This is a genomic window from Microcoleus sp. B5-D4 (assembly GCF_036705145.1).
Taxonomy (GTDB): domain Bacteria; phylum Cyanobacteriota; class Cyanobacteriia; order Cyanobacteriales; family Microcoleaceae; genus Microcoleus.
Genome location: NZ_JAUBTV010000002.1, coordinates 42,777 through 68,397, shown reverse-complemented (window position 1 = coordinate 68,397; position 25,621 = coordinate 42,777). Strand labels below are relative to the sequence as shown.

Below are 25,621 nucleotides of genomic sequence, written 5' to 3'. Positions count from 1 at the left end.
AAGAGAAGATTTTTAATTACTAAGGACTATTCTTTGCGCTCAATTGCTACAGTCAAATGAGCCGCAACTGCCCCCACTGTAGCAAGTACAGCAGCAATTGGAAAGACTACTGAGCCGGCAACGCCGCCTACCAATCCAGCCATCAGCGGAATGTCTGCCAAAGTCCGCCCTTGCGAGTTTTTGATGACGAGGCGGCGGAGTTTTCCTTGCTGAATTAGTTCTTTGACTTTACCAATTAGGCTGTCGCCGCTAATCTTAAATTCTTCCACTCTGACTTTTTCCTCTGTGGCAAATTCTGAGGCAAATACATGAGTTTCAACTGTTGGGTTGGCTGAATTCCCTGCCGCTGCTGTTTCGTCTTGTAGAATTGTTACTTGTTGTTCTATTTGTGAGTTCATTTTGTGTAAGGGCGGGTGAAAACCAGCCGTTTAATTTCTATACCCTTATCTTCGGCGATCGCACTTGGGAATGACAGGCAAGGAAACCCTACAATCTGCATTCGTACTTTCCACCCCCGCCTTTTTACTCAAAAGATTATTTTTGTGGCGTTAGATCGGGGCGGATTTATCTCTTCCTAAAGGTAGAGAAGATCTTATTGAAACTGCCCGTCTCTAGATACAAGTAAGGTGCCTATGCCAGCCATTTCAAGGTGGCTGCTGTCTGTTGCATCTTTAAGTTGGACACCAAGCGAAGTAAAGTCAGGGAAAATTATTAAAATTAAAACTTTATATTTCTACAATGACTTCAAAAGTGATTGCTATCTAGGCACAATCAAGCTAGGGCTTGCAATGCCAGTTCTCAAAAGCACCCCAGAGATAGCGATCTCACTGGCGAAGTACAATAAAATCAGAAACGCAAACTGAGTAAATCAACGAACATCTGAATCAAGATATTAAGCTTGCAGGTTTAGCTCAATTGCTGGGCATGAGTCAATTTCATTTCAGCCATCTGTTGAAGCAGTTGATAGGCACATCTCCCTAACAATATTCGATCGCGCAACGGGTAAAACGGCAGAAGCAGTTGTTGAAATAAAAAGAGCGATCGATTAAGGAAGCGCGATCGCAGCTATTTGACATAAATAGTTTGAGCAGTAGAGAGAATTTCAAAGGCGGCGAATCCAGTTGGAACTGCGATCGATCGCCCGTTTACTGATTAGATCGACTCGTCTACTTAGCACTGCTTCGAGTTCTTCCTGCATTTGGGCGCGATCGAGTAAACTCCAGTCGGCCGTGGGGGCAAAAGCCACTAGGATATCGATGTCGCTGTCTGCATGAAAGTCGTCACGAAGGATCGAACCAAAGAGCGAGAGTTCGATGATTTGCCACTGTTGGCAGAATTTGGTGATTTGGTCAATTGGTAGGGCGATCGGGGTTTTCATTCAGCCTCCTCGTCATCTATGCAGATTCTAAGTGAATAACTAGAATCTCTTCCTGGTTTCTGATAAATTAATAACTCCATTGATTGAGAACCACAAACTGATTATTGAGGTCACATTCTGCCGTCTCTAAATTATCAATTGCCTTCACAATCGCCTGATAACTCATATTTTTAGAAGCCTCAGAATCTTGATAAACTGCCAAAATTCCTGAATGTTCTGGGTTCGCTTGATGCAACTGCTGAAAGTCATCACAATTGCGTGTAAGCAGCACTCTCTCATTTTCTCTGGCAGCGTCTAGCACGACTGAATCTGGATGATTCATTAAATCCAATGTATTGACTGTGGCTACATCGTGACCGGCTGCCTGAAGAAGATTGACTAAATACTTTGCTTGAGAATCTTCGTCAAGCAGCATTCGTAGGCTCAACTTGGACTCCTTTTACTTCCAATCGATAGCGTTCCTCGTCTGCTTCTAATTTTAAAAGTTCTTGATTATTCTCACAGTAATCAATCACCTCATAGATAGTAGAAAGTGGTAAATCCCAATTTTCGGCTGCTTGTTCCGGTGACATCCCATTAGCAGTCATGTCTCCCCAAATAGTCGATGCTAGTAATTTACGTCCCTTAATGTAAAGTTGTTTGCGCCAAGCATGAGGACGTGAAACTAAATATTGCCAATTGTAGATTTCTGGTGTACTTTGCAGGGATTGAACGATCGCACCTAGCAGGGCCAGGCGATCGCTGACTGATAGTTGGCTGGCTTTTTCTTTAAGCTCTTGCAAGGACATAAAAAAATACTCCAACAAAGGTTGGTATTTGAATTATAGTACATTGGAAGGCGATCGAGATTGACATAAACCTTTTGAGCATCAGGGTCAGGTAAATAACTGTTTATACTGATGACTATTTTTTAGACATCCGGTATGAGTGGCAGACGACGAATACGAATACGGCTTGGCTCGACCGAAATGGCCGATCCTTGTTCTAAATCCTCCTCGCACTCAGCAATTACCATCAGCAGCAAATCCGTTAATGCTTGGGCGCGTAACCTTTCAATCCGAACGCGAATAACTGAGGGAGAAGCTGCTTCATCAAGTGCTAGCAATGTATGAAAATCTGCATCGAGTGTAACAACCACACGTTCCTCTTCTCTGGCTTTCTGGATGATTTCGGAATCTTCGGCTTGAGACATACCAATTTCACCAACATGGATGGTGTCGATACCTGCATCACGTAATAATGCTGCCGCAGAAAGTGGTAATCCCTGGTCAAGCAACAGCTTCATAGTGATTAGGTAGCTCAATGATGCGATCGTCAAGGTAAGAGGATACAAAAATTAGGGCTTGCCGGATATCTTCATCCTCTAGTTCTGGAAACTCTTGATGTAGTTCTTCTCGATCGGGATAAGTTGCTAGCAACTCGATCACCCGACGAACAGTAAGCCGAAGATCGCGAATACATGGTTGCCCGTTCATCCGCTTTGGATTGCTTGTAATACGATCTATTTTCATTTTGACCCTCGCAACCTCAAGATTAGTTCTGACGAAACCATATCAAGTGTCCCAGTTAAGTGGAGTTGGTCTCTCTATTTTAGTCGTTCTGTTGATCCCGTCTACGCGCACAAAATCGTCAGCGTTGGCACTTTCAGCTTTGATAATTTCCCCCCAAGGGATGTATTCATAATCAGGCAACCAAGCATCTTGTCTTCGCAGGAGAAAATCCAGAAAAAGTCTCGGATCTTTTAAACTATCTTCAGTTACTTTGAGCGTGCATTCTTCAGTGCGAAATTTGTAACCAACATGAGTACCACTGGCAATATAAATATCCCATTTCTTGGGGTTCCAACCGTCGGCTATGGGCGTACCCCGCGCTTCCATTTCCTCTGCATATTCCGGTAACTCTTGGGGTAAAATCTCAAAAACCTCTTCGGTGTAATCTACACCCCACTCGAACTCTTCAATACATTTACCATTCTCAAATAGCTGATACGCAGAACTACCTGATGTATCTTCATTCTGTAAATAAAGGCATCGAGTTTTCAATAACTCAGACACCTGAGAAACCTTGCTCTTTACACACACATTGATTGGAAAAACTATACTCCACGGATGTCCTTGATACTGATATATAAGTGACATCCAGCAATCACTAGGATGATACTGCTTACCCCATACGTTTAGCTCTAAATTCCCACCAAATACTTGGGAAATCACCGGACTGCTTAATTCAATGGGAGCTTTGACTAAAAGAATGCCAACCTTATTTGCTTCCAGTTCTATAAACTGAAAACCTCGCCTTTTTGATAGTGCTACTTCTGATATCATAGAAAAACAAAGGGTCAAGTGTGAAATTAATTTGGAACCTTCACTTTTTTAGTCGAGATTGTTTCTATAATTGTGTCACAAATGCGTTACAATATATGATATAACCTAAAATACCGCAATTCGCTCACCGATGTCAAAAGTTAGGTAGATAATTTTATATACTCATGACTATTTTTACTCTGCGATCGATCAAAAAAGACTTCGGCATCAAGGAACTCTTGACAGATGCCAGCTTCAGCCTCGATGAAGGCGATAAAGTCGGACTCATCGGCACTAACGGTTCCGGGAAATCAACGCTGCTGAAAATGATTGCAGGCTTGGAGTCGATCGACTCTGGCGATCGCTGGGTCAATCCAGGGTCTACAATTGTCTATCTCCCCCAACAGCCGGATTTAGACGAAAATCACACTGTCTTAGAGCAAGTATTTGCCGACAGTGGCGAACAAATGGCTTTAGTGCGAGAATACGAGGAAATTTCCGATCAACTTTCCCACGGCAAAGGCGATACAGACAAGTTGATGGCGCGTCTGTCTGCGGTATCTGAACGCATTGATGAGGTGGATGGGTGGGACTTGGAAACCAAGGCAAAATTGATTTTGACCAAGTTGGGGATTGAGGATTTTGATGCGAAAATTGCCGACTTGTCCGGCGGCTACCGCAAGCGAATTGCCTTAGCAACGGCTTTATTGTCGGAACCCGATGTGTTGCTGATGGATGAACCGACAAACCACTTGGATGCGCTGTCTGTCGAGTGGTTGCAGAACTATTTGAACGGCTATCGCGGTGCTTTGCTACTGATTACGCACGATCGCTATTTTCTCGATCGCGTTACCAATCGCATCCTAGAGATCGATCGCGGCGACCTTTACAATTATGCTGGCAATTACGCTTATTACTTGGAGAAAAAAGCCCTAGCTGAAGAATCCGCCGCCAGCAGTGTTCGCAAACACGCGGGTGTATTGCGGCGCGAATTGGAATGGCTCAAACGCGGGCCGAAGGCGCGCAGTACCAAGCAAAAAGCTCGGATCGATCGCATTAAAGATATGCGAGCCCAGGAGTTCAAAACAGCCAACGGCAAAGTCGAAATTGCCACAGCCGGCCGCCGGATTGGTAAGAAGGTGATTGAGTTACTGAATATCTCTAAAGCTTACGGCGATCGCACTTTAATTAAAGATTTTACCTACAATTTCACACCCGAAGACCGGATTGGAATTATTGGCTGCAACGGTGCAGGAAAATCGACGCTGATGGATATCATCACCGGACGCATTCAGCCGGATTCGGGTACTGTCGAAATTGGTACAACCATTCATATCGGTTATTTTGACCAGCATTCAGAGGATTTGACGCCGAACGAAGACCAGCGAGTTATTGAATACTTGAAAAGTGTGGCGGAATTGGTGCAAACGGCGGATGGGGAAATCATTACCGCTTCTCAAATGTTGGAAAAGTTTCTGTTTCCACCGAACCAACAGTATGCACCGATTAACAAACTTTCGGGCGGGGAAAAGCGCCGGTTATTTCTGTTGAAAGTGCTGATGAGTGCGCCGAACGTCCTGATTTTGGATGAACCGACAAACGACCTAGACGTGCAGACTTTGGCGGTTTTGGAGGATTATCTCGAAGATTTTAACGGCTGCGTGATTGTGGTGTCCCACGATCGCTATTTTCTCGATCGCACGATCGACATGGTTTTCGCCTTGGAGCCTGGGGGCAATTTGCGCTTGTATCCCGGCAATTATTCGGTGTATTTAGATTACAAAAAAGCGGAAGAAGCCAAGGAACTCAAAGGGCAAAAAGAAAAAGAAAAACTTACACGCACGGCGGCTGAATCTAATAATTCAAAATCCCAAAGCTCCACTCAAAAATCTACCAAAATTTCCTTCAATGATAAGCGGGAATACGAACAATTAGAAAGTCAAATTCCGCAGATGGAAGCTGAGAAACAAGAGATTGAGAAGAGGTTGTCTAACAATGCTCCGAGCGGATTTGCGGAGGTAAAGAAGTTATCGGATCGTTTAGCTCAGTTGACGCAGCAGATCGATCATGCGACTGAGCGCTGGTTGGAATTGGCGGAACGGGTGGGTTAATTTGGGTTGTCCGAGTGTTGTGTTTAGCTCCTGCTAACAATGGCAGGAGCTAGAGGAATGATGGCGGAAAAAATCCCATGCTGAAACGAATATATATTGACAAATTTCAAGAGTTTTTTATTTTCATATTGCAAATAGTCTTGCAAAAAAATATTAGGAATAATTCTTATTTAGCCGACGGTTTGGCAACCTTGGAGAATTTATTACCTAAGTGTGATGAAGCTATGTAGATTAAAGTTATAAAATAAGTTACCTGTTACTAATGTCAAGCAAACTGACCAACAAACTTAAGACGGGTAAAACTCTGAAATCCTTGTCAAAGCTGCAATGAGATCGGAAACAGCGACAAAAAACCCGCTTTTTTTGCGATCGCCTCAAGTAAAGCTGTGTGTCAAAAACTGCGAAGCCCCGGAGGGTGGGGTTGACAAAAGCAGTAGAATGTGCAGTAAAAGTCAGGGTAAGCAAATAAGACTGGCAGCACAAAACAGGGGCGAAAAAGCCCAAAACAGGTAAAACAAAAGCCGATCGGGCAAAGTAAGTTGGCCGAGGACTAAAAATATGGTGATGGGTGAGATACAATTGACCTGTTCTGAGCCAAGAATTGGTCAACATCACAAGTATCCTGTAGAAGTCTGATAGTTGAGAATCTCAGGGTTGTCGAGGAGCGGGAGCAAACAGAAAACTATGCCTCAAAAAGTAATCGCCGAACAGATGTCTTTGGAATCAGCGTCAGAGCCGATCGCCGTGAGGGCGACGGTGGAAACAGTGCCAGCCGAAGCAGTGGCAGTAGAGTCCTACGCAGATCGGTTGATGGACGAACTGTTTGAAGGAGTCGATCGAGCATTCGACGGCAGCGGCGGACTGCCATCGGAACCAGTGCAGCCTGAATTCGTGGCCCTCAAGTCGATCTCGGTACCTCAAATAGTTTTGTCGCAGTTGGCACCCCCCCAGTCGCAGCGGGGCGAAAAAGACGTAGAAGCGATCGCCCGCCAAGTCGCCCTAGAAACAACCAAAAAACAGCAGTCCAAACAATCATTCGACAGAATCCTGCTGGGAGCAGCATGTGGGTCGCTGCTGCTAGTCATGGGGTTATGGCTCGCAAGCAGGTCGGGACTCGTGCGCTTGCCCGCCGCCCCCGCACCACAGAGGCCGGTAGCAAGTGGCAAAACAGCACCTGACACCCCGTTTGTCGAATACGTGCAGCGCTCGCTAGAAGCGATCGAACAAAAAAAAGCACCCCAAGCTAACCCCCAACTTGCAGGAGTTCCCGCAGCCCCCACCCCAGGGACGCTGCCGAGCATTCAAATTTCCGGCGCGCCGCCCGCAACCGCAGGCCTTTCGACCGCAGTCAACCGCATCGCTGATGCCCTAGAACAAGCCGGTGCACAGCCGGGAGCACCAGCACCCCAAATCGTAGTGATCCCTCCCCCCGCTCAGGTGACTGTAGCTCCGCCTGCTCAGGTGGCTGCTGCTCCGGCTGCTCCGGCTGCTCCGGCTGCTCCTCAAACCGCGGCAGTTTCCCCCTCGCCTGCTGCTCCAGCCTCCGGTCGTGCGCTCGCCGCTGCGGGAAATCGAGATCCCCTCGCCGCTTCCCCTTCCCCCTCGGAGTCTCCCCAGCCAAAGATTTTGGCTCGCGAAACCGAACCGGCACCAGCGCCTGCAGCCCAGCAATCCGCGCCCGCACCGGAGCAATCCGCACCGGCCGTCAGCAGCGCCCCGACTTCCGCGCACACGTTGGTAGGGATTTTGGAGTTGGGCGATCGATCGGCTGCTTTGTTTGAAGTAGATGGCGTAGCCCGCAGAATTTATGTGGGCGAAAGCATTGGCGCTAGCGGTTGGACGCTGGCAGAAATCAAAAATCAAGAAGCCGTTATCCGCAAGGGAGGAGATGTGCGATCGGTTTTTGTCGGCCAAAAGTTCTAATCAGTCATCAGTTATGAGTCATTAGTTATCAGTCATTAGTTATGAGTTAGGTCATCGGTAATCAGTAATGGGCAGCGATCGGGCTGTATATCACGAGCAGTGAAAACAGTTATAATATAGGAACCGCCAAGACGTTCTTAATTGCTGAAACCATTGCTCTTATTGCTTCTTCCTTCTATCCGTTAAATCGCTTCCCCAATTCGTTGCCGAACTTTCTTCTGCTATAACTAACAACTCAGGCTCGATAATCGATCTCCTGTGACTAAGAACCAATGACTAATAACTAATGACCAATGACTAATGACTCATAACTGATGACTGAGGACATATAAAAAATGGGCTTATTTGATGATTTCAGCCGCTTTCTAGAAACCCGATTAGAAGAATTTTTGCGTAGCAATCCCCATCTGGAATTGCAGGCAATAGAAGAACAACTGAAGGAACAAGAAGAAGACACTCTGCGGCTGATTCTCGATATCCAAAAACAAGAGAAAAAACTGCAAGCCGAAATTCTCTCCGCCGCCCAAGAAATTCAGCGCTGGAACGATCGCATCAACAAAGCTAAAGCTGCTCAAAGGCTGGATTTAGCTCAAGCAGCCCAAGAGCGGCAAGCAGCTTTGCTGCGTCAGGGAAATCAGCGCTGGGGTCAAATGCAAGGCTGCAAAGAACGGATTGAAAAAGCAAAAGAACTGTACCGCCAAATTCAAGTACGGCGAAAAGAAGTCCGAGCAAAAGCGGCCGAAGCTGCAACTCGCACTACCACTAAAACAGAGCAGAATTGGGATACAAAGGGTTGGAATCAGAGTTCTAATTATAACAGTTTTACGGCTGCAGATCCTTTAGAAGAAAAGTTTCAACGCTGGGAAGCAGACGAAGAACTCGATCGAATGAAGCGGAATATAGGCAGATAGGGCGTTGCTGATTTACGGTATGAAAGGCTCAATATGCAAGTCATATAAACCAGTAGCCACAAAGCTTCCCGATTTCCCACTGATTTTTTTCATACCCTGATTAAGCAACGCCGATTTTGAAATAATATCCGTGAAGATTAGAGTAAAAAAGACAAATTCTGCATCAAAAAACAGTTTTTCAAGTTAAATCGCTGTGGTTATTCACAACGGTTGCTCTGCTTGAGAAGGTGGCTCTTCAGGCAGCGGAATAAACTCTGTCTCTTGAGGAACCTGAGCAAACCGTCCCTCTCTCCAATCGAGTTTAGCTTGCTCAATGCGCGAGTGCCGACTCGAAACAAAATTCCACCACTTATGCCGCTCACCAACAGGTTCACCGCCAATCACAATACAACGAGCCTTGCCTGAAGCAGAAATCTTTACTTCAGTGCCGGAATTTAGAACCGCTAACCGATGTTGTTCCAGAGGCACTCCATCGATCGCAAGCCCCTCTGTTACGCTGTAAACCGCCTGTTCGCTGTAATTGCCCGGTAAGGTAAATTCTCTTCCAGCAGTCACTTGCACGTCCAGATAAATCATGGGTGAAAATATTTGAACTGGGGAAGTGCGATCGTATGCCTCACCGGCAATTAGGGTGAACGAAACTCCTGCATCCTCCCAAACAGGCAGTTCAGTTGCCGGATGATGCCGAAACCAGGGGTCGGTTTCTTCGTATTCATCGGGAAGGGCTATCCAGGTTTGGATGCCATGCAGGATGGCTTCTTTGCTGCGATCGTCATCGGGCGTGCGTTCGGAGTGGACAATTCCTCGCCCTGCTGTCATCCAGTTCACCGCACCGGGACGGATTTCTTGAACGCTGCCCACACTATCACGATGCAGCAAAACACCTTCAAACAGGTAGGTGACGGTTGCTAAGTTGATGTGCGGATGCGGTCTGACATCCACGCCCCGGCCGGGTGGAAACACCGCAGGGCCCAGATGGTCAAAAAAGATGAACGGGCCTACCAGTGCTAAAACGTCTGAGGGAAGCAAGCGACGGGCTTGGAATCCACCCAAATCTTGAATGTGTGGCTCAATGAGATGCTGGATGCTATCCGTCATAATGTTTATGAAGTTGGGAACGCTAATCGTCTATCTCAAAAGTGCATTATACAAAAAGCTATCCCTAGAGAGTTGTATAGCGTGACTTGTTTAAACTTCCCCAACGGAAAGCCGTTGTAGAGTGTCGAGTTCTCAACGAGCTTTCTGCTTACGAGACGATGGAGAGTTCATCACTGACTTGAATCCTACCTTTGACCAGGGAGCGAATCAGACGATCGAGTGAGCCACGTTCTTCTTCACTGATGGACTCATCGAGGATGGCGGCCATCATGCCGTAGCGGTCAGCCTTGGTAACGCAGTGAGTATCGGTGACAGTGGCAATTAATTCGTTGATAGCGCCGGGGAGAAGATTAACTGGATACATGGGATTGTTTTGAACTCGACACCTTAATCATCTCGTGGTTTCTTCTAAGAGCAAGTGATGGTGCTGGTTTTTTTCCGTGATAATACTGAAAATATTGGGTGAACCAAGTCCGTGTTACCAGTGATCGAAGTCACAACATTGAAACCTATGCAGCGGTGGAACAATTAGAACCCACATCTTGCACCCTTCTCAAGAACAGGCTCTCCGGCCTGTTCCACAAAGAGTGAATTTTCTTGTGGAACAGGCCGTCCAGCCTGTTCCTAAAATGCTTATCGAGAATGGTGCAAGATGTCAGTTAGAACCAACCTTCGGCCCTTCAAGTGTCACAGTGATAATTTTCGTTTTTCACGAGTCTGAACCTCTTGCTGTGCAAATGTTTCAGACCTTCATAGGAAGAACTACCTCTTCTTCAATCACTTGTCAACAAGTAACGACTGTTGACTTATTATCCAAAATCAAAATAAGTAGACAGACAAAAAAATTAGTCCGCCTACTTAATCGCTAACTAGAAATCACTCCCACTCGATCGTTCCCGGTGGCTTAGAAGTAATATCGTAAACTACCCGGTTCACCCCCTTAACCTCATTCACAATCCGATTCGAGATCAGTTCCAACAAATCGTAAGGAACCCGCGCCCAGTCAGCCGTCATCCCGTCTTCACTCTTAATAAATCGCAAGACGATCGGGTAAGCATAAGTGCGCTGATCGCCCATCACGCCTACACTGCGAATCGGTAGCAAAACTGCAAAAGCTTGCCAAAGTTCACCGTACAATCCGTGCCGGTTAATTTCTTGGCGAACAATGAAGTCAGCATCCCGCAAAATATTTAGTCTCTCGGAGGTAACTTCTCCGATAATCCGAATCGCCAATCCCGGGCCAGGGAAAGGTTGTCGGTTTACGATTTCTTCGGGAAGCCCGATCGACCGGCCGACTTTTCGCACCTCATCCTTAAACAGTTTTCGCAGCGGTTCAATCAGCTTAAATCGCAAATCTTTCGGCAAACCGCCGACGTTGTGGTGGCTTTTAATTTTAACAGCAACTCGCTCGCCACTTTTCGGATCTGCATTAGTGTCAGCCGACTCAATCACATCAGGATAAAGAGTACCTTGGGCGAGGTAGTCGAAGGGGCCCAGACGCTTCGATTCTTCTTCAAATACGTTGATAAATTCGTGACCTATCCGCTTGCGTTTTACTTCAGGATCGGTTATCCCTTCAAGTTGAGCTAAAAAGCGTTCGCGAGCATTAACATACTCAACGTCAATGTGGAATTGCTCTTTAAATAATTTTACCAACCGTTCTGGTTCATACTTCCGCATAAACCCTTGATCGATAAACATACAGGTAAGTTTGTCGCCGATCGCCTTATGCAGCAAGAAAGCCAAAGTAGAAGAATCTACACCGCCCGATAGAGCCAGCAAAACTCGTTTGTCTCCCACTTGTGCGCGAATTTCGCGAATCGATTCCTCCACAAAAGTAGCAGTCGTCCAAGTCGGTTCGCACTCGCAAATGTGGTAAACAAAATTGCGAATTAAAGCTATTCCCCCGATCGAGTGAACTACTTCGGGGTGAAACTGAACCCCGTACAAATTTTTCTCGTGGTGAGCCACAGCAGCACACGGAGTATTGTCAGTGTGAGCGAGGATCTCAAAACCCGTCGGCAGTTGAGTACAGGAGTCTCCGTGGCTCATCCACATCGTGCTGCCTTCTTCGACATTTGTCAGCAAATCTGTAGGATCGTCAATAAATAGCGATGCCTTGCCGTATTCGGCTAACTTAGCCCGTTCAACTGTGCCTCCGAGCTGCTTTACCATCAACTGCATCCCGTAACACACTCCCAACACCGGTATTCCCAAATTCCAAATTTCTGGGTCGCAGTGGGGTGCTTTTTCATCGTATACAGAACTCGGGCCTCCTGAAAGAATAATTCCTTTAGGATTGATAGCTTTTAACTGTTCTGCCGTAGTCCGGTAAGAAATAACTTCTGAATATACTTGAGTTTCGCGAATTCGACGAGCAATCAGTTCGGAATATTGCGAACCGAAGTCGAGAATCACGATGATCTGGCGATCAATCTGCTGCATTAAAGAGTTTGTGAGAACGGATTCAGTTTCTATTTTAGTAGTCACGGTTATTGCGTAATTGCTAATTGCTAATTGGGCAGAAAGTAGGGGAGGTATTTGTCGCGCTCTCAGTACAATTCTAAGGAAGGCTAGGAACCATTGGTCGCTAGGAATAAATCTTATTGATACTAGATTGCCGTCAGCGATGTTAGTCGATTAATCGGGTACAGGGCCATAGATTTACTTCGATCCTTACCCTAATTAATTGAATTCTTGCTTCAGAAATAACTTCCCGAAGCAACCTAGTATAATTAAGGTCTAGGGACAAAGAATTATTACTTGTTAAATATTATCCCTGAGCGATGTTTTAAACAGAATTCAGGGATATTCACACTAGATTAACAAATTTGGGTCAAAAATGTATCTCCTATGTCACTTTTAACAATAATTTTGCGATCGCGCCCGAACATGACCGAGCCCACGGGGATGTGCAAGTTAGTGTGAGTAAAAATGCAATCCGATGAGCGCAAGTCTATTTGTCGGGCGATGTCGCCGTAAATTCGATCGACCCAATTGCTCCCAAACTCGCCGTCCAAAGCCCGCAGTTGCCCCAGAGCATCTTCGGCTGTCGCTGCGGCAAAAATTGCGGAACACGCATCGGCAGGCATTCGGGCCTTAGCACAGTAAGCTGTGAGAATTTCCCTGCGCCCGTCAGCGAGGTGGTGGTGAGTGTGAAAAATTCCCGCCGCCAATTTCATCAGTTTCCCGTGATAGCCAAACAGCAAAATTGACTGCACGCCCTGATATCCGGCCTCTACCAGCAGCGGGCCGAGCCAGTTAGCGGTTTTGACGAGCCTATCAGGATTAATCCCCAGTTGTCGCGCCAAATCCAAGCCGTTTTCGCCGATGCAGAAAACCAAACAGTCAAACAGTTCGGCTTTTTGTTGCAGTTGTTCGCGGTAAACTTCCAACTGTCCAGGGGCACTCAGCGGCTGAGAAATGCCAGTTGTACCCAGCAGCGAAAGTCCTTCTACCACGCCGAAAGCTTCGTTAGAAGTGCGGGTGGCTAGTTGCCGCCCAGACGGCAGAATCAGGGTGACAGTAATTTTTTCTCCCCGTGCGAGTTCTCGGCTCAGATTCGATCGCAGCAGCCGCATTGCGTAATCATAGATCGCCGCCCCTCCACCGACTGTGTGACGCCCTATACCTTCACCGCCGAGAATCACAATCTGCTCTCCCTCTCCCCGATTCTCTCCCTCTCTCTCCCTCTGTCCCTCTTCCCAATTCCCCAATTCCACCATTGCCCAAACGGGGGTATTGCGAGTCAGATCGAGATTGTCCCCCGGATCGGAGCGAGTCACGCCCAAAGCGGTACCAGTTTTGAGTACAGACGCCTGTTCGATCGGAATTTCTGCTGTTATTTGCGGTTCCAGTAAATTTACTGATACGCTATCTAGAGACTGAATACCTGCGCGTAAGCACCGCAAAGCTGCAAGTGCCGCCGCACAGGCAAATACTGGCAATGTATACCCCGATAAAGGTTGAGTTTTGGTCACGCTCAAATGCAGAAATACGTAAATTTGCGGGCGATCGACATCACGCCTTAGCACTGATACCCCTTAAACGTTTAAGTTTAATTCTAGGGTTTGCTATTATCTGCAGTTCGCGTAATTTTTGTCAACTATAATTTTGTCTTACCAGTTGGCGATCCTCGTAGAGGATCGCCAACAACCCACTCCGAAGGCTTACGGGCCGGTGCGGGCGATTTTCACAAAAAACCCGGAATCTCGATCGCGAGCGCTGGCACTGAACAAACGGATTCCAGGAATTAGGTACAAATCGTTAGCACCTATACTCGGCAAGTCGATCATCTTTCATTCTATAGATTTAGCTAGCCGTAAAGATTTGAGAACCGAGTGAGCTCGCGCGAAATTTGCTTTTGCCTTTGGGGAACTTGTTTGAGGCGGAATTCGAGCAATTTTTGGTATGCAAAATGCTGCGCTCGCTTCCTGGTTAAGCCCTAAAACCTACTTTTTTACAATTAGCAGATTTATCAGAAAATTGGGTTTAAAACCCCGTCCTTCTAGGACGGCTTTAATTTCTTAAATCCATTCCTAAAAATCCGTAAATTTCTTGTATTTGTGCTAGACTTGAACAGTCAAGGTTAAACTCCTTTGCCATGGTGAAACGGAGACACACTTTTAGGCATAAATTGTTGGACCGAGAGCAGCGAAAACTCTTAAAACAGCTAGAGGATCGACGCATTCTCTTTACCAGAAAAAAAATAATTTAGTTCATTTGTTAAGTAGGGTAGGGCATACCCGAACTCTAGGTTCGTATCCTAGTACGCTTTTGGAGATAGACCCTCTGGGGTTGCTGTGAATTAGGCTCGTCAATTGGTGTAATTGCACGGTTGAAAAGTTTAAAGATTGCCGAAAGGACATAGCGCTTAAAGGTCAGTCGATGAATTAAGAATCCCTACGCCTTTAGGCTAGGGAGTGTCAAATCTCCCAAGCGGTTGATGTCCTAGCGATCGCCAGTCATTTATATTGATATGAATTACCCGGACGTGCCAGTCCTACTTTCGAGCTAGCCTCTTGAAGGTGGGGCTGGTTTTATCTAACCCTGTTACTTCAATTCTCCAATCTACAATCTAAAATCTAAAATCTCAAATTGATTGACTATGGTTGAACCAGTTGCAGAGTTAAATGAACCTCTATCTCTTCAGACTGCAGAAATAGTAGACCCGAAAATATTTCAGCTCGTTCTCTATCCAAAAACAGCTCTCAAATTTTCCAAAAAAGACGTTCGATCGACTCTGAAAGCCTCAACTCTAGATGGCGTTTTTGCCGCTGTCTTCGAGTCGGCGACCACAGGCGTGCTGCTGAGCAATTTCTTGTTGCAACTCGGCGCCAGCAGCGTGGAAATAGGTATATTCTCGGCTATTCCGATGGTGGTAAATCTCCTGCAACCATTAGGAGCCTACATCGCTGATCAGACAACCAGTCGCCACTGGTACAACCTATTTGTATTCGGCGTGTCGCGGCTGCTGTGGCTGGTGCTCGCGGTGGCAATTGTTTGGGGTTCCCAGCACGCAGACCTCGACCAACTGCTGCAATGGACACTGGTAACAGTCGTAGCAGCTAGCGTGCTGGCAGCTTTTGCCAATTCTAGCTGGTTCAGTTGGATGGCTGCTGTGGTTCCTCAGCGCTTGCGGGGACGCTATTTTGGCTTTCGCAACAGTGCTGTCAGCCTCATAACTTTGCTGGGAGTGCCGTTGATGGGATTGGGAGTTTCAACTTGGGACGGCGGTCCTATTTTGGGCTACGGTATTGTTTTATTGATGGGTGTTTTGGCGGGAATGATCAGTTTGGGGTGTCAATGCTTCATGGTTGATGTGAATCCCCAGGTATACAAAAAAGATGCACAGAGCGATCGACTTACCGAAAAAAAAGCAAAGCACTTAACAGATTTTGTGCCTGCTGTGCTGAAAGATTATAATTTTTTAATGTTTATTCTTTACTTCAGTGTGTGGACATTTGCTATTAATCTCAGCGCGCCTTTTTTTAATATCTACTTACTGAAAGATTTAAGCTTGGATGTGAGTTTGGTAACGATTTACACCAGCTTAAGTTCCGGGGCAAATCTACTGCTGCTGATGTTTTGGGGTAAGTTGGCCGATCGCTGGGGAAATCGCCCGCTGCTAATTGCTGTTGGGCTGGTGGTGGCCGTAACCCCTTTGCTGTGGTTGGGTACGGGCAATTACCCGTTTGCCCTATGGGTGTGGCTGCCGCTGCTGCACTTGCTGGGGGGAACGACTTTAGGCGCGATCGGGCTGTGTACTAACAATATTCAAATGGAGCTCGCGTCGATCGAGCAACCTTCGACTTATTTTGCGATCGCCGCAGCGGTTGCGGGAGTAGCTGGGGCTTTGGGAACTACCGTCGGCGGCTTTGTTGCCGAACTTCCGGGCATGAGTTTGGGAGCAGTGTTTGCCCTCTCGGCTACTGTGCGACTGATTGCTCTTGTGCCTTTGGTTTTGGTGCGAGAACCTCGTAGCCAGTCGCTGCGGTCGATCGTCCCCACTTTGGGACGTTTCAATTTAAACCGGGGCTAGGAAATTTTCTCACAAATTTGCCGATCGAGAAAACAGAAAAACCCACAGATTGTTACAAACTTCAAGCACATCGCAGAAAACTTGAGAGTGGCTGAAACAAATTTTAATCCAAAACATAGTCCAAACCTGCTATGTGTTCTCCCAATACGTCACCATTATCTTGCAGCCAACTGACCAATTGATAAGATATAGCTGTTTTACAAGCTGACAAGGCAGAGCGTAAATGTGTTTAAAGGTTTGTTAGCTAGGGCCTCGGATCACTACTCCTGTTAGGAAAATCGAGCATTTTCCCAGAACCAAAGCTACTATTTCACTCTGTAAAATTTTTACGTTTTAGGAGAATCGAGCATTTTCCCAGAACCAAACCTACGATCTTACGCTCAGCCCTTTTTGTATTAAGAAATATAAATATTATTCACATTTTAATACAATCAACTCAACTAGGTGGTGGTTTGAGACTACTATCCTGACAATCGAAATAACTAAAGATTGCCCACCCACATAACAATTTCGAGCCAAAAACTAGCAGGGCTCGCCTGACGCCATACAAAAAGGGGAATTGGCAATTCTCTTGTAACCGATTACCAATGACAGATCGCTCTCAAATTTCCGATTCAAAGAGAGACAAGTAAAAATGAAACGTCTAATCGTTTGCTGTGATGGCACTTGGCAACAACTAAATAGTAGTTACCCAAGTAATGTGATTAAGCTTGCCCAGGCAGTGAAATCCAGTGGCAGTGACGGGGTTCCGCAAATCGTGTTTTATGACGAAGGAGTTGGAGCGGATAGTAACAAGATTTTGGGCGGAGTCACTGGACTGGGAATCGATAGAAATATACAAGATGCCTATCGTTTTCTTTCTCTCAACTATGATAGTGGTGACGAAATCTATTTATTCGGGTTCAGTCGCGGTGCTTACACAGTCAGGAGTCTAGCGGGGATGATTCATTGCTCCGGTCTCCTAGACCGCCCTCATATTACCAGGGCATCAGAAGCTTACGAGCTTTACCGTAACCGAGACGTTAAACCAAAGGATAAGATAGCAGCCAATTACCGCAAAGATTACGGCAAAGATAACGGCAAGCGCGTCCCGATTACCTTGCTTGGTTGTTTCGACACCGTTGGAGCCCTGGGTATTCCTGTTCTACCCGCCTTCAAAAAGTATGACGAACAGCTCAAGAAAAGGTACAGATTCCACGATACCACTTTAAATAAGTCGATTCAGAATGCGTTGCACGCCGTCGCGATCGACGAAATTCGCGAAATCTTTGATGTTACCCTGATGAAGAAAGATCCTGATGCCCACCATCAGCGGCTTATTCAAGTTTGGTTTCCCGGCTCGCATATCTGCGTCGGCGGTGGATCGGAAGAATACAGCGGTTTATCAGATACTGCCTTGCAGTGGATGTTGGATTCAACCCGTAACCTGGGATTGGGGCTGGAATTCGATCCAAGTGTCATTCCCACAGGTATCAATCCCAATTATGAGATTGATTTTAAAAACAATCCTGGGTTTTTCAAATTGGCAGGAATCAAGTTCCGCGAAGTGGGCGATGCTATTGAGGAGCTTCATGAAAGCGCGATCGAGCGATTGAAAAAACGCCAAGACTATCGACCTAAGAATCTGCAAAAAATTCTCTCCAAAGTAATTGAAAATATAGAAAAGTGATCGAACTTTATCAACCTCTCACAACCGAGAATAAGAAGACGATCTAATCTACAACACTCGAAAGGAAAAGCAATCATGAAAAGAGATACATCTAGAGATGGATTCAGCAACAAAGCTTTAGCATATACGTTGACTCATTTCAAACCAATTTGGGATTTAGTTCAAAGTTACGAGCCTCTGAAACGTAAACTAAACAAATTTTTTCTCAATAGCATCATTTACAAACTTCCGACTCGCCCGCTTCCCTATAGCTTAATGGGCTTAGATCCCAAAATTCCAGGGACAGATATTGCCAAGAAAACTGATACCTACATCTCTTGGGATTCACTTACAGACAAGACTTATACTGGGCGACATTTACCTCCCGACCCAGAATTTAACAAAGAAGGAAACTTACCACCACTGGACAAAGTAAAGACCTTATTCCAAAAAAGAGACGGAAAAACCATTTATTCGGAAAAATCGACTCTGCTCTTTCCCTATTGGGTGCAGTGGTTTACAGATAGTTTTCTGCGGATCGATCAGCAAAACCGCTTCAAAAATACCTCCAACCATCAGATTGATATGTGTAATGTTTACGGGTTGACCCGCAAACAAACAAATATGCTCAGAGCTTTCAAAGACGGTAAATTTAAAACCCAAAAACTCAAGCGCAAAGATGGCGTAGAAGAAGAGTATCCACTCTTTTATTATGCCGATCCTGAGCAGGGTATTATCGATCCTCAATTTGAAGGTCTTCATGCACCCCTTAATGATGAGAAAAGACAACCCCCCGAAAAGAAAGGCAAGCTATTTGCAATGGGAGTTGAACGGGCAAACGTCCAAATTGGCTATGTCATGCTCAACACTTTATGTATCAGGGAGCATAATCGAATTTGTGATGTTTTGTCCAAAAGCTATCCGCAATGGGACGATGAGAGGCTCTTCCAAACCGCGAGAAATATTCTCATGGTGATTGTTCTCAATATCATTATGGAAGAGTACATTTTCCACATTACGCCCTATAATTTTAGGTTCTTTGCCGATCCTGAAGCTTTTACCAAGGAAAGTTGGTATCGAGAAAATTGGATGGCGATTGAGTTTAGTTTTGTCTATCGCTGGCATAGTGCGGTTCCTGAAACCTTTACCTATGACGGGAAAGAAAAATCCATGTACGATTCCCTCTGGAATAATCAGATGTTAATCGATAAAGGGTTGGGTGCATTGATGGAAGAAACTTGTTCCCAACCAGGCACTAGAATTGGTTTGTTTAACACACCTGATTTTAAGATCGCAGGAACACCTTATACATTTATTGATGCTACGGAACTAGCATCTGTTAAACTCGGACGGCAGGCACAGTTAGCCAGTTATAACGATTACCGCGAAATGTGTGGTTATCCCAGGGTGACTGATTTCAATCAAATTACGGGTGACGAATATGCTCAACAGAAATTAAAAGAGTTGTACGGTCATGTTGATAAGATTGAACTATTTGTCGGATTGTACGCTGAAGATGTCCGAGAAAATTCAGCAATTCCGCCTTTAGTAGCACGGATAATTGGCATTGATGCTTTCTCCCAAGCTTTAACTAATCCTTTGTTATCGCCTAAAGTCTTCAATAAGGAAACTTTTTCTGAGGTTGGTTGGGAAATTATCCAAAATACCAAAACAGTCTCTGATTTAGTGAATCGTAATGTTCCTCCAAGCGATCCCAAGTACAAAGTCTCCTTCGATCTTTAAGTTGTAGCTGACAACTAAGACTCAAATTAGTTGGGGGCGCAAAGACACCTGCGCCCTCAAAAATGAGGAAGAAAAAGCAATACGGTTTAGTTAAAACTGTTTATTCCCCGGAGATCCCCCTAAATCCCCCTTAATAAGGGGGACGCAAGAGTAAGTTCTTGTCCCCCCCTTATTAAGGGGGGCTAGGGGGGATCAGGCTTAACTGAACCGTATTGGAAGAAAAAGGCGATATTTTCGCAAGCGATCGGCTACGGCAATTCGGGAGCAATTGCACCAGCAGTTATAGTGTTTAACAGATGCAACGGTTTGTGTAGAGCCTTTTTTAGCGATTAACCGAAGGTTATGTTATGAAGAAGAAGTTATTTACCGAATATCCCGAACAAGACGAACGCAAATATTACGATCTTTTGGTTGAGCAGGCCAAGCTTCGGATGGATAATCTTTACGGCAATAAGGAGCGGGCGCTGCGAGATACTCACGCCAAAACTCATGCTTGCGTTAAAGGAACTCTGGAAATTTTTGACTTTGATGAGGAAGCGATTAAACGGGAATTGGGCAAACGCGCTTCGTTAACTTCTTCGCAACTAAATGGGATTTCCCTTAAGCAAGGTTTGCTAGCAAAACCCAAAGAATATCCTGTTTGGTTGCGATTTGCTAACGGGGCTACCAAAGTATACCCTGATTACCAAAAAGATTCGCGCTCAATCTCACTGAAAGTGATGGGGGTGGAAGGGGAACGACTGGCGCAAAGCCACGAGTCAAAAACCCAGGACATCATTGTTCACAATTCAGAGATATTTGTGAGCCAAACCATCAAAGACTACTACGGCTTTTTTTCTGCTCTGGTTGAATCACCAGAGACATTGAAAAAGTGGCTAATCCGACATCCCAGACACTTTTTAGCTGTGTCAACGCTTACGGGTAGCCGGACTCCGAAGAGTTTGCTAACAGCCAAATATTGGAGCGGTTCACCCTCTGCTTTGGGTCTAAATCCCGATTTCGATCCCTCTAAGCCTGGTGTAGTTCCTGTCGAATATCCGGCTGTAATTAAGTATGGGTTTACTCCGGTTTCATGCGAACCACCGCACGAGATAATTCCAGAACAATCTCGACCGGGAATTCCTAAAATTCCCTTTGTCGATCGCGCTAAAGCCTTGGGTTTAGATCCCAATCAACCAGACAATTATTACCGGGATGATCTCATTCAAGCCTTGGCGAAACCTGACGCTCAATACTGTTGGGATTTTGGCATTCAGTTCCAAACCAGCCTAAAAATGCCGATCGACGATGGCATCAATGTCTGGAAGGAAAAGGAATCACCCTTCTTGAGAGTAGGTCGTCTCACCGTCAAGCATCAGATTATTGATTATGAAAAACAATCTGATTTCAACGAAAACCTGAGATATTCTCCCTGGAACGGCTTAGCAGTTCATCGTCCAGTAGGTGCGATCAATCGGATACGCGGTGTTGTTTACCCCGTTGTAGCGAATTATCGCCTTCAAAAGCGAGGTCTTGTCCACCAAGAACCCACAGGAGAAGAAACTTTTTAAGGGAATAATTTGGGGCTGGGAAATCATTTAAGCCATCAGGCAGGTGTCGTCTGAGCAAATGGCAACTAATATCAAATCCGGTAGCATCGTCCTGTATTCATCTCTGTATTCTCTCCCTCTGCGTTCTCTGCGCCCTCTGCGGTTAAATCATTCCGATGCAACCGGAAACGATATAAAAGAAGTTAACAAGCGAAACCTTCAAAAAATCCCATCCCTTTTTAGGGGGTGGGAGTGTTAAAAATGATGAATTCTTAGTCCTCAGTCCTTAGTCCTCATTATTCAGTAGCAATTAATCAATAACTGGGTTCGTACCCAATTATTAATTATTCTGCTAGCAACCAACTGATGACTAATGACCAACGACTGATGACTAATAAATTAAGCTTGCCGTGAGTAGTATTCCACCACTAGCAGTTCGTTAATCTGTAGAGCAATCCACTCGCGTTCGATAACGCCATTAACTTTGCCAACCAGTTTTTGCTTATCAAATTCCAAGTGATTCGGCAAGTGAGCCAAGCCTGGGTCTTTGAGATTAGCTTCTACCATTGTGCGAGAGCGCTCTCTATTTTTCACAGCAACCACATCACCAGGCTTGCACTGATAGCTGGCGATATTGACTTCACGGTCATTGACAGTTATGTGACCGTGATTTACCAATTGTCTAGCGGACGGAATGGTTGGAGCCATTCCCATCCGAAACACAGTATTGTCCAAGCGCATTTCCAAAAATTGCAGTAACACTTGACCTGTGGAGCCCGTGACACGGCGGGCTTTGCGGACGTAACGGAGCAATTGGCGTTCCGTCACACCGTAATTGAAACGGAGTTTTTGCTTTTCTTGCAAGCGAACCGCATACTCAGAGAGCTTTTTGCGGTTTTGACCGTGCTGTCCAGGCGGATAATCTCGTCTGGGGGTTTTGCGGGTTAGACCCGGCAACTCTTTCAGGCGACGGACGATTCTCAATCGGGGGCCTCGATATCGAGACATTTATTTTCCTCTCTAATATCTGTATGCAATATTTATGCAGACTCTATATTATATGTTGGTAACGGTCAAAATTCCAACAAAGATCGATAAAAAAACGATCGACCGGAGGGCGATCCATAATGTGCGGTAAATTCTGAAGGAAAAGCCGATCGCTCGATCACCCCAATCAGCCAAAAAAACTCACTACTCGATCTGCCATGCACAACCGCAATTTCTCCCGTACTTCTTCCCCAAAGCCAGCACCGACAGGCTCAAACCCTACCGCGCGCTGGATATTAGCTCTCGGCACGCAGCTAGCAGCACTCGGTTTGTTGGCAACAGCACTGCCAATCTCACCAGCATCAGCCATCACTATTAGAATCCCTCGCTCTAGGAATCCCTATCGCGTCTGCGCCCTGGAACTAATCGAAGCCGGAGTGGGAGCAGAGGTCGCCGCCGCCGCTTGTGCTGACGCGCTCCGCCCCCGCGACATATCTAAATGCGCTCTCCAAATCAACCGCAAAACCAATATTCCTGGTGTCGAAGCGCTCTCTAGCTGTAGGCGGGTGAGGCGTCCCAACGAATTGGCTACTTGCGTAGTGAATATTAACGGCAAAAGTCGAACTCAACCAGCAGCTCCCCTGTTAGTGCTCGATGGATGCCGCCGCAGTTTATTGCCACAACAGTTTGCTGAATGCGTAGTCGGTTTGAGCGGCCGGCTCGATTTTCCTACTGACCGGTTAATCGCCACTTGTCTTGACCCCAGCGGCAGCGTGAGCCAGTTGGACGGGCGTCCTGCACCTACCCCTCCTGTGGAGCTAATTCCACCGCCTGCGCCCCTCAATTAATCACTGTTAACTGTTGACTGTTAACGGTTGACTGTTGACTGTTGACTGTTGACTAATGTCCGATCGATTAACAATAATATCCTGGTCGGGGCGGGTTTTTGAGATTGTCCATTATTGGCAGGTATTGTTGGCTCACGGGCCCCTACAAAAATCGCGGTCGCTCGACCGGACATGATATGACTAATGACTACTTTTTCCTAATCAAATGTCAGAAATTTTTGCTCAAATTACAGTCGAAGAATTAGGTCGCCAATTAGCAGCAACCAATGCTGAGAAATTGCAGCTTGTAGACGTGCGGGAACCTTACGAAATTGAACTCGCGGCGCTGCCGGGATTTGTAGCTTTTCCGTTGAGCGAGTTTGCCGAATGGTCTGGTGAAATTGACGCTAGACTAGATCGCGATACAGAAACCCTAGTTCTGTGCCATCACGGAGTGCGATCGGCTCAAATGTGCCAGTGGTTGACCGATCGAGGATTTACCAACGTTAAAAATATCGTTGGCGGTATCGATGCTTACTCAATGGTGGTCGATCGAACCGTCCCCCGCTATTAACATCAAATCCAGTTCTTAACTATCGTTTTCTTCAGAGTCCGCGCGGGCGGACTTTGTATGTGTAGAAACGAATTATATTTCCCCGGAATTAGCTAATTAACACCAGCAAATCGAAAATTTGGCGTTGCTTAATCAGGGTAGGAAAAATAAGTTAAAATCCCAAAGCTTTGTAGATACTGGTTTCTATGACTTGCATATTTAGCCTTTCATACCATAAATCAGCAACGCCAAATCGAGAGTCAAGCGGTATGGGGCCGCCGGGAAATTCTAGGTCGGCAACTGTTTGGATTATCAAGTTTGGTGATTTTTGGAGTTCTGCCATAGTCCTTGCACAAGGCGATACCCTGACTGTATCTTACCTTTGTCAGGTTAGGGGGTAGACGAGCGGTGTCCAAGATCGATCGACAATCCTACAAAATCTAAGTTTTTAGGGACTTCCCGGAACTGACTTTGCTATAGTAGTGTCACTTTACCCAATCTCAAACCCTGCTTCAAAACGGCTCTGCAGACCGACAAAAATTCGACGGTAGCCCAGACGCGATCTTTCTTGGCCTTTACCTGAAAAATAACTCGTCGGTCGTCGAGGTCGCGCAGGAAGAGCCCCTATTTAAGGAGAAATAATCATTGTCACGTCGCTACCTGTTTACCTCTGAATCGGTCACTGAAGGTCATCCCGATAAAATCTGCGATCAAATTTCCGATACGATTTTAGATGCCTTACTGACTGAAGACCCCAAAAGCCGCGTCGCAGCCGAAGTAGTCGTCAACACCGGCTTAATGCTGCTGACGGGCGAAATTACCACTAAAGCTCAGGTAAATTACATAGAATTAGCCCGGAAAAAAATAGCCGATATTGGCTACATCCACGCTGACAACGGGTTTTCTGCCAATAGTTGCTCAGTGTTGGTAGCTCTTGATTCTCAGTCTCCCGATATTGCTCAAGGGGTGAATACAGCCCACGAAAGCCGGGAACAATCGAGTGAAGAGGAATTAGACGCCATTGGAGCCGGCGACCAAGGCTTGATGTTCGGCTTTGCTTGCAACGAAACGCCGGAATTGATGCCTCTGCCGATTAGTTTAGCGCACCGGATTTGCCGTCAACTGGCAGCAGTCCGCAAAACCGGTCAGTTATCTTACCTGCGTCCCGACGGCAAAAGCCAAGTTACAGTCATCTATGAGGACGGCAAACCTGTTGGCATAGATACGATTTTAATTTCTACCCAGCACACCGAAACGATCGGCGACATCACAGACACAGCCGCAGTTCAAGCCAAGATCAAAGAAGACCTTTGGACTGCAGTCGTCCAACCCGTGTTTGCCGATATTAGCGTGCAGCCGGATGCAGAAACTCGCTTCCTTGTCAACCCCACCGGCAAATTTGTGGTCGGCGGGCCTCAAGGAGATTCGGGTTTGACGGGCCGCAAAATTATTGTGGATACCTACGGCGGCTATTCCCGCCACGGCGGTGGCGCTTTTTCAGGGAAAGACCCCACCAAGGTAGACCGCAGCGCGGCTTATGCTTGTCGCTACGTTGCTAAAAATATCGTAGCGGCTGGTTTGGCCCAAAAGTGCGAAGTGCAGTTGAGTTATGCGATCGGCGTTGCGCGGCCTGTTAGCATGATGATCGAAACTTTTGGCACTGGGAAAGTTGATGACGATCGCCTTTTGGAAGTTGTGAAGCAGCATTTTGAACTGCGTCCTGCGGGAATCATTCAGGCATTTAACTTGCAGAATTTGCCTGCTGAAAGAGGCGGCCGTTTCTATCAAGATGTGGCGGCTTACGGTCACTTCGGACGCACTGATTTAGATTTGCCTTGGGAGGAAACTGATAAGGCGGAACTTTTGAAAGAAGCTTTGAGCCAGAAGTTGTCGGGAGTAGCTGGATAGTACAATTTTGGGGCGTGTACGGCGCCCCTTATCCATAAATAATATTGGGTGCTACCAATCAATATAGGGTGCGTACTCCGCACCTTATTCAAAAATAATATAGGCGGTGCTTCGGCGCACCTTATCCATAAATAATATCGGGTTCTACAAATTAATAACGT

Annotated in this window: 26 protein-coding genes; 13 read left to right on the top strand and 13 right to left on the bottom strand. The window is 46.1% G+C overall.

Annotation, left to right across the window (positions count from 1 at the left end; genetic code table 11):
* Positions 1–26: 26 nt before the first annotated feature.
* Positions 27–398: a DUF4342 domain-containing protein gene (locus QUB10_RS01250; RefSeq protein WP_333198755.1), complete on the bottom strand. Its 372-nt coding sequence runs from the start codon at positions 396–398 to the stop codon at positions 27–29.
* Positions 399–867: 469 nt separating this feature from the next.
* On the opposite strand from QUB10_RS01250, the gene QUB10_RS01245 reads away from it, so the two are divergent.
* Positions 868–981, top strand: a complete 114-nt coding sequence (locus tag QUB10_RS01245) for a helix-turn-helix transcriptional regulator (protein WP_333199000.1) — start codon at positions 868–870, stop codon at positions 979–981.
* Positions 982–1,102: 121 nt separating this feature from the next.
* Here the strand turns inward: QUB10_RS01245 and QUB10_RS01240 are convergent, their stop codons facing one another.
* The 6 genes from QUB10_RS01240 to QUB10_RS01215 all read right to left on the bottom strand — a co-directional run bounded on the left by QUB10_RS01240 (position 1,103) and on the right by QUB10_RS01215 (position 3,702).
* Complete coding sequence (locus QUB10_RS01240; RefSeq protein ID WP_333198753.1) at positions 1,103–1,378, bottom strand: nucleotidyltransferase family protein; 276 nt, start codon at positions 1,376–1,378, stop codon at positions 1,103–1,105.
* Between the two features lie 67 nt (positions 1,379–1,445).
* Positions 1,446–1,805 carry a DUF5615 family PIN-like protein gene (locus QUB10_RS01235; protein WP_333198751.1) on the bottom strand — a complete coding sequence of 120 codons (360 nt, stop codon included), beginning with the start codon at positions 1,803–1,805 and terminating at the stop codon, positions 1,446–1,448.
* A complete protein-coding gene (locus QUB10_RS01230; RefSeq protein ID WP_333198749.1) occupies positions 1,783–2,166 on the bottom strand; it encodes a hypothetical protein in 384 nt (127 codons plus the stop codon). The genes QUB10_RS01235 and QUB10_RS01230 overlap by 23 nt, the downstream gene beginning before the upstream one ends.
* Positions 2,167–2,288: 122 nt before the next feature.
* The gene (locus QUB10_RS01225) at positions 2,289–2,663 is read right to left on the bottom strand and encodes a DUF5615 family PIN-like protein (RefSeq protein ID WP_333198747.1); all 375 of its coding nucleotides are present in this window, start codon (positions 2,661–2,663) and stop codon (positions 2,289–2,291) included.
* On the bottom strand, positions 2,647–2,889 hold the full coding sequence (locus QUB10_RS01220) for a DUF433 domain-containing protein (protein ID WP_333198745.1): 243 nt from the start codon (positions 2,887–2,889) through the stop codon (positions 2,647–2,649). Before QUB10_RS01220 ends, QUB10_RS01225 begins: the two co-directional genes overlap by 17 nt.
* 42 nt (positions 2,890–2,931) lie before the next feature.
* Positions 2,932–3,702, bottom strand: coding sequence for a hypothetical protein (locus QUB10_RS01215; protein ID WP_333198743.1), 771 nt, complete (start codon positions 3,700–3,702; stop codon positions 2,932–2,934).
* A 164-nt stretch (positions 3,703–3,866) separates the two neighbouring features.
* Here QUB10_RS01215 and QUB10_RS01210 point away from each other — a divergent pair, with 164 nt between their 5' ends.
* From QUB10_RS01210 to QUB10_RS01195, 4 genes are all read left to right on the top strand, one after another.
* On the top strand, positions 3,867–5,792 hold the full coding sequence (locus QUB10_RS01210) for an ABC-F family ATP-binding cassette domain-containing protein (RefSeq protein ID WP_333198741.1): 1,926 nt from the start codon (positions 3,867–3,869) through the stop codon (positions 5,790–5,792).
* 77 nt (positions 5,793–5,869) lie between these two features.
* Positions 5,870–6,022, top strand: coding sequence for a hypothetical protein (locus QUB10_RS01205; protein WP_333198739.1), 153 nt, complete (start codon positions 5,870–5,872; stop codon positions 6,020–6,022).
* Between the two features lie 454 nt (positions 6,023–6,476).
* Positions 6,477–7,715 carry a hypothetical protein gene (locus QUB10_RS01200; protein WP_333198737.1) on the top strand — a complete coding sequence of 413 codons (1,239 nt, stop codon included), beginning with the start codon at positions 6,477–6,479 and terminating at the stop codon, positions 7,713–7,715.
* Positions 7,716–8,050: 335 nt separating this feature from the next.
* Entirely contained in the window at positions 8,051–8,626 is a 576-nt protein-coding gene (locus QUB10_RS01195) for a TIGR04376 family protein (RefSeq protein WP_333153115.1), read from the top strand.
* Positions 8,627–8,827: 201 nt separating this feature from the next.
* Here the strand turns inward: QUB10_RS01195 and QUB10_RS01190 are convergent, their stop codons facing one another.
* The 4 genes from QUB10_RS01190 to cbiD all read right to left on the bottom strand — a co-directional run bounded on the left by QUB10_RS01190 (position 8,828) and on the right by cbiD (position 13,704).
* Complete coding sequence (locus QUB10_RS01190; protein WP_333198735.1) at positions 8,828–9,724, bottom strand: pirin family protein; 897 nt, start codon at positions 9,722–9,724, stop codon at positions 8,828–8,830.
* Positions 9,725–9,872: 148 nt separating this feature from the next.
* Complete coding sequence (locus tag QUB10_RS01185) at positions 9,873–10,088, bottom strand: hypothetical protein (protein WP_333198733.1); 216 nt, start codon at positions 10,086–10,088, stop codon at positions 9,873–9,875.
* A 512-nt stretch (positions 10,089–10,600) separates the two neighbouring features.
* Positions 10,601–12,214, bottom strand: coding sequence for a glutamine-hydrolyzing GMP synthase (gene guaA / locus QUB10_RS01180; RefSeq protein ID WP_445300749.1), 1,614 nt, complete (start codon positions 12,212–12,214; stop codon positions 10,601–10,603).
* Between the two features lie 332 nt (positions 12,215–12,546).
* Entirely contained in the window at positions 12,547–13,704 is a 1,158-nt protein-coding gene (gene cbiD / locus QUB10_RS01175) for a cobalt-precorrin-5B (C(1))-methyltransferase CbiD (RefSeq protein ID WP_333198995.1), read from the bottom strand.
* 118 nt (positions 13,705–13,822) lie between these two features.
* On the opposite strand from cbiD, the gene QUB10_RS01170 reads away from it, so the two are divergent.
* The 5 genes from QUB10_RS01170 to QUB10_RS01150 all read left to right on the top strand — a co-directional run bounded on the left by QUB10_RS01170 (position 13,823) and on the right by QUB10_RS01150 (position 21,206).
* A complete protein-coding gene (locus tag QUB10_RS01170; RefSeq protein WP_333198731.1) occupies positions 13,823–14,068 on the top strand; it encodes a hypothetical protein in 246 nt (81 codons plus the stop codon).
* Positions 14,069–14,831: 763 nt separating this feature from the next.
* Positions 14,832–16,265: an MFS transporter gene (locus QUB10_RS01165; protein WP_333198729.1), complete on the top strand. Its 1,434-nt coding sequence runs from the start codon at positions 14,832–14,834 to the stop codon at positions 16,263–16,265.
* 634 nt (positions 16,266–16,899) lie between these two features.
* On the top strand, positions 16,900–17,934 hold the full coding sequence (locus tag QUB10_RS01160) for a DUF2235 domain-containing protein (protein WP_333198727.1): 1,035 nt from the start codon (positions 16,900–16,902) through the stop codon (positions 17,932–17,934).
* Between the two features lie 75 nt (positions 17,935–18,009).
* Complete coding sequence (locus QUB10_RS01155; RefSeq protein ID WP_333198725.1) at positions 18,010–19,656, top strand: peroxidase family protein; 1,647 nt, start codon at positions 18,010–18,012, stop codon at positions 19,654–19,656.
* A 347-nt stretch (positions 19,657–20,003) separates the two neighbouring features.
* The gene (locus QUB10_RS01150; protein WP_333198723.1) at positions 20,004–21,206 is read left to right on the top strand and encodes a catalase; all 1,203 of its coding nucleotides are present in this window, start codon (positions 20,004–20,006) and stop codon (positions 21,204–21,206) included.
* Between the two features lie 378 nt (positions 21,207–21,584).
* Here QUB10_RS01150 and rpsD read toward each other — a convergent pair whose 3' ends face one another.
* Positions 21,585–22,193, bottom strand: coding sequence for a 30S ribosomal protein S4 (gene rpsD, locus QUB10_RS01145; RefSeq protein ID WP_172190738.1), 609 nt, complete (start codon positions 22,191–22,193; stop codon positions 21,585–21,587).
* 197 nt (positions 22,194–22,390) lie between these two features.
* On the opposite strand from rpsD, the gene QUB10_RS01140 reads away from it, so the two are divergent.
* Together QUB10_RS01140 and QUB10_RS01135 are read left to right on the top strand one after the other, a co-directional pair.
* Positions 22,391–23,020 carry a hypothetical protein gene (locus tag QUB10_RS01140; RefSeq protein ID WP_333198721.1) on the top strand — a complete coding sequence of 210 codons (630 nt, stop codon included), beginning with the start codon at positions 22,391–22,393 and terminating at the stop codon, positions 23,018–23,020.
* Positions 23,021–23,225: 205 nt separating this feature from the next.
* Positions 23,226–23,573, top strand: coding sequence for a rhodanese-like domain-containing protein (locus QUB10_RS01135; RefSeq protein WP_333198719.1), 348 nt, complete (start codon positions 23,226–23,228; stop codon positions 23,571–23,573).
* Positions 23,574–23,724: 151 nt separating this feature from the next.
* On the opposite strand, the gene QUB10_RS01130 is transcribed toward QUB10_RS01135, so the two are convergent.
* Positions 23,725–23,895 carry a hypothetical protein gene (locus QUB10_RS01130; RefSeq protein ID WP_333198717.1) on the bottom strand — a complete coding sequence of 57 codons (171 nt, stop codon included), beginning with the start codon at positions 23,893–23,895 and terminating at the stop codon, positions 23,725–23,727.
* Positions 23,896–24,197: 302 nt separating this feature from the next.
* Here QUB10_RS01130 and metK point away from each other — a divergent pair, with 302 nt between their 5' ends.
* Complete coding sequence (gene metK, locus QUB10_RS01125) at positions 24,198–25,460, top strand: methionine adenosyltransferase (protein ID WP_333198715.1); 1,263 nt, start codon at positions 24,198–24,200, stop codon at positions 25,458–25,460.
* Positions 25,461–25,621: the final 161 nt, after the last annotated feature.